Annotated in this window: 9 protein-coding genes and 2 pseudogenes; 3 read left to right on the top strand and 8 right to left on the bottom strand. The window is 60.8% G+C overall.

The features are described from left to right. Nucleotides 1–37: 37 nt before the first annotated feature. Nucleotides 38–1,381 (bottom strand): MFS transporter, encoded by a 1,344-nt coding sequence (locus ICY20_RS00145; protein WP_194937083.1) that lies wholly within the window; start codon nucleotides 1,379–1,381, stop codon nucleotides 38–40. 122 nt (nucleotides 1,382–1,503) lie between these two features. Here ICY20_RS00145 and ICY20_RS00140 point away from each other — a divergent pair, with 122 nt between their 5' ends. Continuing rightward, a complete protein-coding gene (locus tag ICY20_RS00140; protein WP_159958829.1) occupies nucleotides 1,504–2,388 on the top strand; it encodes a LysR family transcriptional regulator in 885 nt (294 codons plus the stop codon). Nucleotides 2,389–2,392: 4 nt separating this feature from the next. Here ICY20_RS00140 and ICY20_RS00135 read toward each other — a convergent pair whose 3' ends face one another. The 4 genes and pseudogenes from ICY20_RS00135 to ICY20_RS00125 form a co-directional block, all read right to left on the bottom strand. After that, nucleotides 2,393–2,968, bottom strand: a complete 576-nt coding sequence (locus ICY20_RS00135) for a flavin reductase family protein (RefSeq protein ID WP_194936699.1) — start codon at nucleotides 2,966–2,968, stop codon at nucleotides 2,393–2,395. Between the two features lie 52 nt (nucleotides 2,969–3,020). After that, nucleotides 3,021–3,452 (bottom strand): annotated as a pseudogene (locus ICY20_RS28335) (methyl-accepting chemotaxis protein); the annotation flags it as partial. A gap of 108 nt (nucleotides 3,453–3,560) precedes the next feature. Further along, nucleotides 3,561–4,247, bottom strand: a pseudogene (locus tag ICY20_RS28330) (PAS domain-containing protein); the annotation flags it as partial. A 195-nt stretch (nucleotides 4,248–4,442) separates the two neighbouring features. Further along, nucleotides 4,443–4,775 (bottom strand): DUF2790 domain-containing protein, encoded by a 333-nt coding sequence (locus ICY20_RS00125; protein WP_159958823.1) that lies wholly within the window; start codon nucleotides 4,773–4,775, stop codon nucleotides 4,443–4,445. A 452-nt stretch (nucleotides 4,776–5,227) separates the two neighbouring features. Here ICY20_RS00125 and ICY20_RS00120 point away from each other — a divergent pair, with 452 nt between their 5' ends. Further along, a complete protein-coding gene (locus ICY20_RS00120; RefSeq protein WP_159958821.1) occupies nucleotides 5,228–5,902 on the top strand; it encodes a heavy metal response regulator transcription factor in 675 nt (224 codons plus the stop codon). Next, complete coding sequence (locus tag ICY20_RS00115) at nucleotides 5,899–7,344, top strand: heavy metal sensor histidine kinase (protein WP_194936697.1); 1,446 nt, start codon at nucleotides 5,899–5,901, stop codon at nucleotides 7,342–7,344. Before ICY20_RS00120 ends, ICY20_RS00115 begins: the two co-directional genes overlap by 4 nt. Here the strand turns inward: ICY20_RS00115 and ICY20_RS00110 are convergent. From ICY20_RS00110 to ICY20_RS00100, 3 genes are read right to left on the bottom strand one after another with little or no spacing between them, the layout of a single operon-like run. Next, nucleotides 7,250–10,396, bottom strand: coding sequence for a CusA/CzcA family heavy metal efflux RND transporter (locus ICY20_RS00110; RefSeq protein WP_194936696.1), 3,147 nt, complete (start codon nucleotides 10,394–10,396; stop codon nucleotides 7,250–7,252). The two genes, ICY20_RS00115 and ICY20_RS00110, sit on opposite strands and share 95 nt — an antisense overlap. Nucleotides 10,397–10,414: 18 nt before the next feature. Continuing rightward, nucleotides 10,415–11,521 carry an efflux RND transporter periplasmic adaptor subunit gene (locus tag ICY20_RS00105; RefSeq protein ID WP_194936695.1) on the bottom strand — a complete coding sequence of 369 codons (1,107 nt, stop codon included), beginning with the start codon at nucleotides 11,519–11,521 and terminating at the stop codon, nucleotides 10,415–10,417. A gap of 18 nt (nucleotides 11,522–11,539) precedes the next feature. Continuing rightward, nucleotides 11,540–12,760, bottom strand: a complete 1,221-nt coding sequence (locus tag ICY20_RS00100) for a TolC family protein (RefSeq protein WP_194936694.1) — start codon at nucleotides 12,758–12,760, stop codon at nucleotides 11,540–11,542. Between the last annotated feature and the right edge of the window lie 185 nt (nucleotides 12,761–12,945).

Here is a 12,945-nt window from a genome sequence, read left to right as displayed (position 1 = left end):
ACACCGTTATCGCAGGTAAGCCAGCTCCCACATTTTTTTATGTTGTTTCCAAAATCGAGTTCGGCTTAACGCCGCTCTCCTTCAGCCTCAGCGCAACCACCGCCCCCAACAACGCCACCGCCGCACTCCACCACAACGCCAACTCAATCCCCCCGGCACTCGCCACCGACACCAGCACCGCCAACCCCAACGCCCCACCAATCTGCTGACTGGTAGATGCCATCCCCGCTGCCACACCCTGCTCTCCCGGCCGGATACCCAGGCCCGCAGCCACCCACATCGCCGTCCAAGTCATGCCCTGGCCGATACTCAGGATAAAAATCCCCGGCAACAACGACCAGAACCCTACCCCTGTGGGCAACGCCCAACACACCAGCGCAATACCCACGGCGCCCGCCAGTTGCCCGCTGACCAGCGTGTTGCGCAGCCCGATCCGGGCCAACGAACGCTCCGCCAGCCAGATGCCGAATGTGCACACCAAGGTCGCCGGCAAAAACGCCAACCCTGCCTGCAACACGCTGTAGCCGTAGACCTGTTGGTAATACAGCGCAAGGAAGTAGTACTGCACGCCAAAGCTGCTCATAAACACGGCCGTAAGCACCATGGCCATGCGCAGCTCGGGGTAGGCAAGCAAGCGCAGCGGCATCAGCGGGTCGCGGCCGCGATGTTCGATCCAGGCGAACAACCCCAGCAAGGCTACTGCCAAGGCAATGCAGCCCAGGGTCGGCGGTGCCGTCCAACCCCATTCCGGGCCCTGTACCAGCGCGAACACCAGCAAAGTGCCGCCGACGGTCACGGTCAATGCACCGCTGATATCGAAGTTGCGCCCGCGCGCCCGCTCGCCATCGGCCGGAATCCAATAACGCGCCGCCCACGCACACCCGCCCGCCAACGGCACATTCACCAGAAACACCGCTTCCCAGCCCCACACTTGGGTCAATACACCCCCGAGCAACGCGCCCAATGCCAGGCCGGCCGCCGACGCCGCGCTCCACACTGCAAACGCACGGTTACGTTCAGGCCCTTCGGCGTAGTGGGTGTTAATGAGCGCCAAGGTCGCCGGAAACAACAACGCCCCGCCCACACCCTGCACCGCCCGCGCCAGCACCAGCAATACCGCGCTGCCACCGAGCACCGCCGCCAGGGACGCCAGTGCATACAGCGACTGCCCTACCCGATACAACCGTCGCTTGCCGAGCAAGTCCGTAGCCCTGCCGCCCAGCAGCAGGAAGCCGCCAAAGGCCACGCTGTAGGCGCTCACCACCCACTGCAATTGTTGCGAAGAAAAATCCAGGTGAGTGCCGATCTGCGGCAGGGCGACAAACACGATGGTCGCATCAAGGGCGATGATCAGTTGGGCAGTGGCCAGCAGCGCCAGCATCCAGCCTGAAGGTCGTGAGGAAGGCATCACAGCGTCCTGTCCGAAAATGAAGTCCGGCCAGTGTCTTTTATGCGCGTCAGATGATAAATACCGCTATCACTCTTTCAGTAATGACTTTAATCATGGATCTGAACGCTGTTCGCCTGTTGGTCCGCGTTGCCGAAACCCGCAGCTTTACCCGTGCCGCTGGCGATCTGGGGCTGACTCAATCCGGCCTTTCACGGGCAATTTCGCGCTTGGAGAGCGAGTTGGGCGTGCGCCTGCTGCAGCGCAACACCCGCAGCGTCAGCCTCACGCCGGATGGGCAAATGCTGTACGAGCGCAGCGCACCCTTGCTGGCGGAACTCGCCGAAGCCGAAAAGCTTTTGATCGACCGCCGCAGCACCCCGTCCGGCCTGTTGAAAATCAGCACGCCGTCACTGTTCGGGCGCAAGGTGGTGATGCCAGTGATTGGCGAACTCACGTTACGCTACCCCGAGCTGCGCATCGAAGCGGTGATGACCGACCGCTTGGTGGATATCGTCGACGAAGGCTTCGACGCCCTGCTGCGCACCGGTGAGATTCAGGACCAACGCCTGATCGCCCGTGCATTGACGCCATTGCGTTGGGTCACCGTGGCCTCGCCCGCCTACCTCGCCCGTTTCGGCACGCCGCACAGCGTCGATGACTTGAAGCACCACCACTGCCTCACCGTGCGTAACCTGCGCAGCGGGCGCATGGTGGATTGGCAGTTCATGCTCGATGGCAAAGTGCAGGACGTGAGCGTCGAAGGGCGACTGATCTTCGATATCGGCGATGCGCTGGTGGACGGCGCCGTGGGCGGGTTTGGTATCGCACAGGTGATGGACTTCGCGGTGCGCGACGACCTGGCTGCCGGGCGCCTGGTGCCGGTGCTGGACGCCTTCGCCGGGCGCAGTCGGGCGATCGCGTTGGTGTACCCACCGTCGCGCCAATATTCACCGAAGCTGATGGCGTTTGCCGAAGCCTTGGCAAACGCCCGCTGGTAGCGGCTTAGAGCTGACGCCCGGTAATCGGCTCGCCGATGGTCAGGAAGTTACCGCCGGCAATGTGGTGCAAGGTGCGCAGTTGATCCTGACCTTCGAAGTGCCAATGCCCTTCGCTGAACACGCGCTCGTCGGCATAGGCCGCGACCACTTCGCCCAAAAACAAATCGTAGGTTTGCTGGTTGTGGGGTTCGGGCAACAGGCGGCATTCAAGCCAGGCTACGCAACCTTCGAGCAGCGGTGCTTCGGTGTGTTCACCGTTGAAGGTTTGCAGGCCGTAAGTGGCAAATTTGTCCATCTCGGCGCCGCTGGTGTTGCCAAGCGTTTGCACCAGATCGGCCTGGGCCACGCACGGCACTTGCAGCACGAAGGTGCCGCTGCCTTCCAGCAGTTGGCGGGTCCACGTGGCCTTGTCCAGCACCACTGCGACTTTCGGCGGCTCGAAATCCAGGGGCATGGCCCAGGCAGCGGCCATGATATTGCGTCGACCGTTGTGTGCAGCGCTCACCAGCACGGTAGGCCCGTGATTGAGCAAGCGGTAGGCCTTGGACAACGGAACGGGGCGACGGTGAATAGGGCTCATGGACGGTCGGCTCTTCAAGCAAGAAAGCGCCTACGATACCTGAGCCCCCGGCTCAGCTCGACAGTTGGTTGGCGAACTGTCCGACGGCGCTGACCACTTTTTGCGCACCGTCCTGAATCTCCACGATCACCGTGCCCGCCTCTGCCGCCAGGGCCAGGCCTTGCTCGGCTTGCAGGCGCCCGTCGGTCATCAGGGCGACCGCATCGCGGGCCATGTCCTGGTTCTGACGCACCACGCCGACAATCTCCTCGGTGGCCTTGCTGGTGCGCGATGCCAACTGGCGTACCTCATCGGCCACTACCGCAAAGCCCCGGCCCTGCTCGCCCGCACGCGCCGCTTCAATGGCTGCGTTGAGCGCCAGCAGGTTGGTTTGTTCGGCGATGCCGCTGATGGTCTTGACGATGCTGCCGATCACTTGGGATTGGGCGTTCAGCGCCTCGATGCCCTCACCGGCTTGCTGCATGTGGGTAGCGAGGTCGCGCATCACGTCCACAGCCTGGGTCACCACCGTAGTGCCACGTTGGGCACTGTTGTCGGTTTGCAGGGAAGTGCTGTAGGCAATGTTGGCGGCCTCGGCGACGGCCTGCTCCCGGTTGACCTGGTCGGTAATCACCGTGGCGAACTTGACCACTTTGTACAGGCGGTCGGTGGCGTCCAGCACTGGGTTGTAGGTGGCTTCCAGCCACACCACGCGGCCATGGCTGTCCACTCGCTTGAAGCGCGCCGCCACGAACTCACCGTTGTTCAGGCGTTTCCAGAAGTCCTGGTACTCGGCGCTGTTGTGCTCCTGCGGTTCGCAGAACATACGGTGATGTTTGCCCTGGATCTGCGCCAGGCTGTAACCCATGCCGCCGAGGAAGCGGTCATTGGCGGTCAGCACGTGCCCGCCCAGGTCGAACTCGATCACGGCCGTGGAGCGCACGAGAGCGGTGATCAGGTTTTCATGCTCGCGGGAGCCCTCGATGGTGCGGGTGAGGTCGCTGGAGTAAATCGAGAAATGCTTGATACGCCCGTCCGGGCCACGTACTGGCTGCACAATCGAGCGCAACCACGCTTCCTGCCCGTTGCCGCGCATCAAGCGCACGGTGCCCGCAAAATGCTCACCACGCACCAGCGCATTCTTGAAGCGCAACTGAAACTCATCCTTGCGCGCATGCGCCGGTACCAGCTCTTCAATAGCACGCCCCTGCAACTGGGTGCCCTGATAGACCAACTCCTGCAAAAAGTTGGTATTGGCCCATTCAACCCGGCCTTCGGCATCCAGCGTCAGACACAGCATTTCACTTTCCAGGCTCTCCTTAACCTGTTGCAAGCTGGACAATTCTTCGCGAAGAGCCGACAGCTCCTGCTTCAAACGGGTGTTGAACATTGGGCACCGATGGTCAATTGGAGAGAATGATCTGACCTGCATCGGCCCTGCGAGCGTTTTCTGAAGAGGACTTTAGCGCTGCACCCAACTCTTTTTTTGGATCCATTAACCCTCCTTGCTTCGGCAGACGCCCATCACCTGATACTCCAAGGTATTGAGCTTGCCGCTGGAGTCTTCATAGGTCATGCGCGACGGCACCGGATTGCATGAGCGAATCGGTGGGGTGACGTTGACCACCTTGGCAATGTCCAGCTTCATACCGTAGCGAAACACCTGGACTTCGGGTGCCGGTTTTCCGTTCTTTTCGGCATACACAACCATCGCTTGTTGATTACGCTCCATCATCAGCGCAAACGTGCGGTCCCCACCGCGTTCGGCCAATGCATCGAATGACAGGACTGCTGCTAATACACCCAGGGTCAGTTTATAAAAGTTCATCGCCGTTTCCTCGACTGAAAGATCAGTACCGAGATTAACCAACCAACCCTGACGCAATGTTCACCAGAACATTACGTATTTGTTAGGCGACCAGGGCATGGCGGTGCGTTGAGTCATTACATTCAATCGCGTTTAACTAACACCTGTTCACAACTAGTTATTTATCAAAACCGTAATCTGGGCCTCAGCTTCTCGTTACGTTGAACTTTGTACGCTGGCTTTAACGTACAACACCGAGCACATTCATCTCTGAAGCTTTTGTGTAGCTCCTTTGGAAAGAGATGATTTTTTAACGCCCCCTTGGGGCGTTTTTTTTGTGCGCGCGTTAATTGCGGCCGATGGTCGCAGTTGACTCTGAAGCCACTTCATATCTCAGAATTTTCCTACATCCCTTTCACAAGCCTCCATAAGGAAATGGATTCCCCCTTTCTTTTCAAAAAAGGTAAATCCCCATGCGTATCCTTGTGGTCGAGGACGAGCAAAAAACCGCCGCCTACCTGCAACAAGGCCTCAGTGAAAGCGGCTACGTGGTCGACTGTGCCGCCAACGGCATCGACGGCCTGCACCTGTCCATGCAACACGCCTATGAGTTGGTGATCCTCGACGTCAACCTGCCCGGCAAAGATGGCTGGGAGGTACTGGAGCACTTGCGCCGCAACGGCACCCAGCGGGTGATGATGCTCACGGCACGCGGCCGACTGGACGACAAGATCAAGGGCTTGGACATGGGCGCCGACGATTACTTGGTCAAACCTTTCGAGTTTCCCGAATTGCTCGCAAGGGTGCGCACCCTGTTGCGACGCAGCGAGCATATCCCGCAACCGGAGGTGTTCCGTGTCTCGGACCTGGAGCTCGACCCGCGCCGCCATCGCGCCTATCGCGGCAGCCGGCGTATCGACCTGACCACCAAGGAATTCGCCCTGCTCCTGGTGTTGATGCGCCAAACCGGTGATGTGATGACCCGCACGCAAATCATTTCCCTGGTGTGGGACATGAATTTCGATTGCGACACCAATGTGGTGGAAGTCTCCATAAGCCGCCTACGGGCCAAGGTGGATGACCAGAGCGAGGTCAAGTTGATCCACACCATTCGCGGCGTGGGTTATGTGCTGGAGGCCCGCCCATGAAAACCGGCAGTTTGTCGATGCGCCTGGGGCTGACCGTCAGCCTGATGGGCGCCGGCCTGGTGGTGTTGCTGGCGACCTTGGCCTATCTGGCGCTGACCTTTGAGCTGGAAAAACTGGCGCGCAAGGGCCTGGAAAGCAAAATGGAGCAGATCCAGCACAGCTTGGCGCAAGGCTTGGACACCCGCACTATTCGCGACCGCCCCCATTCGCTGATGGACCTGGTGATGGGCCATGACAATTTCTACCTGACCATCATCGCCACCGCACCCGATAACCGGGTATTGCTGAGCATCGGTGCAAAACCCCAAGAGCCATTACTTACCCACTATGCCCACCGGGAAACCCTGGGCTACCTCAACTGGCAGGACAGTTTCGGCAACCAGGTGCTCAGCGCGTCCAGCCTGATGCGCCTGGCCAGTGGCGAGCGGGTACGCGTGTTGCTGTCCCTGGACCGTATGGACGACCAAGCATTGCTCAGTGCTTACCTGCGGGCCACGGTGATCGCGTTGCCGATGCTGCTGATCCTGATCGGCATGGGCGCCTGGTGGCTGGTGCAGCGCGGCTTGGCACCGTTGAAACAGTTCAGCCAAGTGGCGGCCAAAGTCACCACCCAGGACCTGACCCATCGTTTGACCCTCGACAACCTGCCCTTTGAGCTCGGCGAGTTGGCGCAGGCTTTCAACGTGATGCTCACTCGCCTCGATGCGGGGGTGCAGCAGCTCTCGCAGTTTTCCGACGACCTCGCCCATGAATTGCGCGCCCCCCTGACCAACCTGATGGGCAAGGCCCAGGTGACGCTGTCGCGCCAGCGCCCGCCAGACGAATACAAGGCCGTGCTGGAGTCCAACACCGAGGAGCTGGAGCGCCTGGCGCGCATCGTCAGCGACATGCTGTTTCTGGCTCAGGTCAGCCACCCGGCGGCGCGAGCGTCGTTTACGACGGTGTCACTGGCGGATGAAGCGCATCGGGTGATGGAGCTGTTCGCCCTGAGCGCCGAAGACAAACACCTGAACCTGACCCTCAGCGGCGAGGCCCAGGTACAAGGTGACCGCCTGATGATCCAGAGAGCCCTCTCCAACCTGCTGTCCAATGCCATCCGTCACAGCCCACCGGGCGCACATATTTCGCTGTTGGTGGAGACCTATGGAGACAAAGCATCGGTATCGGTAAGCAACCCCGGCGCGGGTATCGAGGCGCAACACCTGCAGCATCTGTTCGAGCGCTTCTACCGTGTAGACAGCAGCCGCGCCCGCACCGAAGGCGGCACCGGCCTGGGGCTGGCCATCGTGCGGTCGATCATGACCTTGCACCAGGGGCAAGCCGAAGTAGTCAGCCTGCCCGGCGGGTTCACACGGTTTCGGTTGGTGTTTGCTCTTCCTTGCGATGTGCCCATTGATACAGCGCCGGCAACACCAGCAAGGTCAGTAACGTCGAAGAAATAATCCCGCCGATCACCACTGTCGCCAACGGCCGTTGTACCTCGGCGCCAGTGCCGGTGGCGAGCGCCATGGGGATGAACCCCAGGGAGGCCACCAGTGCCGTCATCAGCACCGGACGCAGTCGCGTCAGTGCGCCTTCGTTGATCGCTTGCGCCAAAGAACGCCCTTCTTCGCGCAGGTTGCGGATAAAGGCGATCATCACCAGCCCGTTGAGCACCGCCACGCCGGACAAGGCAATAAACCCAACCCCCGCCGAGATCGACAGTGGAATATCCCGCAACCACAGCGCCATGATCCCACCGGTCAACGCGAATGGAATCCCGGTAAACACCAGCAGCCCATCCTTGAGGTTGTTGAACATCATGAACAACAGCCCGAACACCAGCAGCAATGCCACCGGCACCACGATGCGCAGGCGCTCGGAGGCTTCCTTCAACTGCTCGAACTGGCCACCCCAGGTGGTCCAGTAACCGGCCGGCACGTTCACCTGGGCGATGATGGCGGCCTCGGCCTCCTCCACGAACGAGCCGATGTCACGCCCACGCACGTTGGCGCTGACGATCACCAAGCGCTTGCCGTTTTCGCGGCTGATCTGGTTCGGGCCGAGCACCAAGTCGAGGCTGGCTACTTGCGACAAGGCGATAAAGCCCAACTGGTCGGACGCGTTACCCGGCACCGGGATCAAAAGACGCGACAGCCCTTCGATATCGGTACGCAATGCGTCAGACAAACGCACGACCATATCGAAACGCCGGTCGCCTTCATACAACGTGCCCGCCTGGCGCCCCCCCACCGCGACGGCAATGGTGTCCTGCACATCGCCCACATTCAGCCCAAAGCGTGCGGCCTTGTCGCGATCGATATTGATGGTCAGCACCGGCAGGCCGGAAGTCTGCTCCACCTTCACTTCCGACGCGCCGTTGAGCTTTTTAAGGGTCTCGGCGATCTCCCCGGCAGTCGTGTTGAGCACCGCCATGTCATCGCCGAACACCTTCACCGCCACATCGCTGCGCACCCCGGAAATCAGCTCATTGAAGCGCAGCTGGATCGGTTGCGACAGCTCGTACGCGCTGCCCGGCACAATCGCACTGACGCGCTGGATATCGGCGATCAACGTCTCACGAGATTTGTTCGGATCAGGCCATTGGCCCGTCGGTTTGAGCATCACGTAGCTGTCGGAGATATTGGGCGGCATGGGGTCGGACGCAATCTCCGCGGTGCCAGTACGGGCGAACACCCGTTGGATTTCCGGCACCTGGGCCATCAAGGTTTTTTCCAACTGCTGCTGCATCTGCACCGATTGCGTCAGGCTGGTGCCGGGTACGCGTAACGCCTGCTGAGCGAAGTCACCTTCACTCAGGCTCGGGATAAATTCGCTGCCCATGCGGCTGGCGACCACACCCGAGCCGAGGATGGTCAAGAGTGCCAGCCCAAACACTAGCGCTCGCCGCGCCATCACCCAATCCAGCACCGGCGCATAGGCCCGACGTGCCGTGCGCATCACCAGGTTTTCTTCCTCCTTGACCCTGCCGGTCACAAACAGCGCAATGGCCGCCGGCACAAAGGTGACCGACAAGATCATCGCCCCGAGCAAGGCAATCACCACGGTGAACGCCATCGGGTGGAACATCTTCCCGGCGACCCCGGTGAGGGCGAAGATCGGCAGGTACACCACCATGATGATCAGTTGCCCGAAAATCAGCGCCCGTCGTGCCTCCTTGGCGGCCGAGAACACTTCGTGCAAGCGCTCGCTGCGGGTTAACAATCGACCGTGACGCTGTTGCGCATGGGCCAGGCGGCGAATAGCGTTCTCGACGATCACCACGGCGCCGTCAACGATAATGCCGAAGTCCAGCGCGCCCAGACTCATCAGGTTGGCGCTGACCTTATTGGTGAACATGCCGGTAAAGGTGAACAGCATCGCCAGCGGAATCACCATCGCCGTGATCAATGCCGCGCGGATATTGCCAAGGAACAGGAACAGCACCGCGACCACCAGCAATGCGCCTTCAAAGAGGTTTTTCTTGACGGTGGCGATGGCTTTTTCAACCAGATTGGTGCGGTCGTAAACCGTGACCGCCACCACGCCCATGGGCAGCGTGCGGTTGATCTCCTCAAGTTTTTTCGCCACGGCCTGAGACACGCTGCGGCTGTTTTCACCGATCAACATGAAGACGGTCCCCAGCACCACTTCACGGCCGTTTTCCGTGGCCGCGCCGGTACGCAACTCACGCCCGATCTCGACCTGGGCAACATTGCGAACACGGATCGGCGTACCGTCCGAGGTGGTGATGACAATATTGGCGATGTCGTCGATAGACGCCACCTGCCCCGGTGCGCGGATCAGCAACTGTTCACCACTGCGCTCGATATAACCGGCACCCACGTTGGCATTGTTACGCTCCAGCGCCGTGACCAAGTCATTCAACGTCAGCTTGTAGGCCGCAAGACGCTTGGGGTCTGGGGCTATCTGGTATTCCTTGGCAAAGCCGCCGATGGTGTTGATTTCGGCCACGCCCGGCACGTTGCGTAGCTGCGGCTTGATGATCCAGTCCTGAATCACACGCAGGTCGGTGGGCGTGTAGGGCGTGCCGTCCTCCTTGAGCGCGCCGTCTTCGGCCTCGACGACCCACAAGAAAATTTCCCCAAGGCCGGTGGAGATCGGTCCCATCGCGGTTTCGATACCGGCGGGTAATTGTTCACGGGCGCCTTGCAGGCGTTCGTTAACCAATTGGCGGGCGAAGAACAGGTCGGTGCCGTCCTTGAAGATCACCGTCACCTGGGACAACCCGGAGCGTGACAACGATCGGGTCTGCTGCAGCCCCGGCAGCCCGGCCATTGCGGTTTCGATGGGAAAGGTGATGCGCTGCTCGGTTTCCAGCGGCGAAAAACCGGCCGCTGCCGAGTTGATCTGTACCTGCACATTGGTGATGTCGGGCACCGCATCGATAGGCAGTTTCTGATAGCTGGCGATGCCGATTGCAGCCATCAACAGCACCGCCAGCAGCACGATGATGCGCTGCTCGATGGCGAATTGGATAAGGCGCTCAAACATGGGGAATCACTCGCAGGATCAATGGGCGTGCTCGGCCGAGCCTTTGCCCAGCTCGGACTTGAGGATGAAGCTGCCAACCGTCGCCACCTGCGCGCCGGCGTCGAGACCTTTGCGCACTTCGACATAGCCGTCCTGGCTAATGCCCAATTCAAGGTGACGCGTGACAAAGCCGTGCTCCGTGCGCTCGAACACCGAAGGCTTGTCCTCGACGGTCTGAATCGCTTCCTGGGGCACGGTGACCTTGGCCGTGTAGGTCTCGGTGGCCAACTGAACGCTGACAAACAAACCTGGGCGCCAGGCATCATCAGGGTTGGGTACCGTCACACGCACAGTGGCGGTGCGCGTCTGCTCACCCAGCAGGCTGCCGACGTAGGCGACGTTACCGAGCACTTCGTTGCCCATTTCGGTGGAGCTGACGTTTACCGGTGTGCCGACTCGAACCTTGTTCAAGTCCTTGGGAAACACACCGAAGGTCACCCACACCTGGGACAGGTCCGAGAGGGTGAAAGCGTTGCTGGTTTCGCTGACCACTTCACCCACGCCGAGGTGTTTTTCCACCACCACACCGGCGAACGGCGCACGCAGCTCGTAGCGGTTGCCGCCGGCCAATACCGCGCTGCCACTCAGTGCGGTCATCTTTTGACGGGCGTTGTTTCGCGCGATTTCGGCCTCTTGCAAGGTTTGGCGCGCTAGCAGGTAATCCTGCTCGGCAGAGATTTTGTCCTGCCACAATTGGCGCTCGCGCTGCAATGTGGTGCGGGCCAGTTCGACGCGGCGTTCGCTGGCAGCCAGCTCACTGCGCTGGTCGGAAATCTGCTGGCTGGCGATCACCGCCAACAGCTCACCTTTTTTTACCGACTGGCCGAGGTTGACCTTCACCGACTCCACCACGCCCGCGGTACGCGGGACGATGTGCGAGGTGCGGTCTTCGTCGAAACGCACCTCAGCCGGCAACGTCAACAGGGTGCTGAGCGAACGTGACTGGGCCTGTGCCAATTGAATACCGGCCACCTGGATTTGCTGCTCGGTAAGTTCGAGGGCACCTTCTTCTTCGTCGGCTTTTGCTAAACCGGACAGCATCAGGCCCAAGGCGACGGCAAGCGCCAAGCCGTATTGTTTGTTCATCGGTCACTCCTGGAGAAATCAAAACCGGGCGAGGTCGCCGTAGATCCGTTCGATGCGCACCCAGGCGTCGGTGGCCTGGGCGGTCGCCGCTAGGTACTGGGTACGTGCTGCGATCAGGGTGCGCTGGGCGTCGAGCACTTCGAGGAAGTTGAATTTGCCCATCTCGAAGCCACGGGTGGCGCTGTCCACCGCGTTTTGTGCGGCGGGCAAAATCTGCTCGTTGAACCCGCGCACTTCGGTATTGGCGGTTTGCCACAGGTCCAAAGCCTGCCGGGTTTCAGTGCGCAGGCGCAGCTCGACGGCGTTGCGCAGGTCGCGAGCCTGGTCCGCGCGACGGCTAGCGGCGAGTACGTTGCCCTGATTGCGGTTGAACAACGGGATAGGCATCGATACCCCCAACACGTTCACGCGCTCGCGTGCACTGGCGTCGTATTGGCTGCCGATAGACACATCGAGATCGGGAACCCGCTGGGCTTTCTCCAACCCCGCGCTGGCCTCGCTTTGCAGGATTTGCAGTTCGGCCAGGCGCAACTCGGCCGTTTGCTCAAGGCGCGCCAGTAACTGTGTCGCTGATGGCAGGGGTGGAGCCGATTGGCTTTGTGCGGCAACTGCCTGGAAGTCCGGCGTGGCGCTACCGGTACTGGTGGCCAGGCGACGGTAGGCATCGGTAAGGCCAATCTGCGCGCGATTCAACTCCAGCCGTATTTCCGAAAGCTGCACCTGAGCGCGAGTGGCCTCCACGGGCGATGATTTACCTGCGCTAACCCGACCGTTGGCGACGATCAGGCCGCGCTCGGCCAACGTTAGAGAGCGTTGCGCCAGATCGAGGCGCTCTTGGGCACGCAGGGCCGCATAGTAACGGTCGATCACATCGGCGCGCAGACCGTTGCGGCGCTGTTCCAGAGTCAGCGCGGCCGCCTCCTGAGCGCGTGTGGCGACGTCGATACGCGCCCCCCGTTTGCCGCCCAGTTCAAGCGTCTGACTGAGTTTGATCGTGGTAGTACGGGTATCGCGGCGGGTGTCTTCGGCATCCCAGGAAGCAACCGGGTTGGGGATCAAACCGGCCTGTTGGCGACCGCCCTCGGCGATATCGATTTCCCACCGGGCAGCCGCCAAATCGGGGTTGTTGGCAAATGCGCTTTGCAGGGCGGAATCGAAGTTAAGGGTTTGTGCCGAGACGGCACTTGCGGTCGCCCACAACAGCGTCGCCCCCAAGAGGTTTTTAACGGAAATTGCCATAACGAGAGTTCCACGCCCATGAAGTCAAAGCTGCAGCAATGTAGCGCTCGCGACTTATCAGGGCGGTGGAGGGAAAATTACAAATACGACAGCAATGGCTCTACAGCGGGCGTTGACGACGACTACCACTGATCGCACCAAAACAGTACACCAGCACTTGGCCAGCGCGGCATCAGGTATGCTTT

Source organism: Pseudomonas pisciculturae, assembly GCF_015461805.1.
In the GTDB taxonomy this organism is placed as follows: domain Bacteria; phylum Pseudomonadota; class Gammaproteobacteria; order Pseudomonadales; family Pseudomonadaceae; genus Aquipseudomonas; species Aquipseudomonas pisciculturae.
The sequence above is the reverse complement of the archived record's forward strand: the minus strand, read 5'-3'. Positions and strand labels throughout refer to the sequence as shown.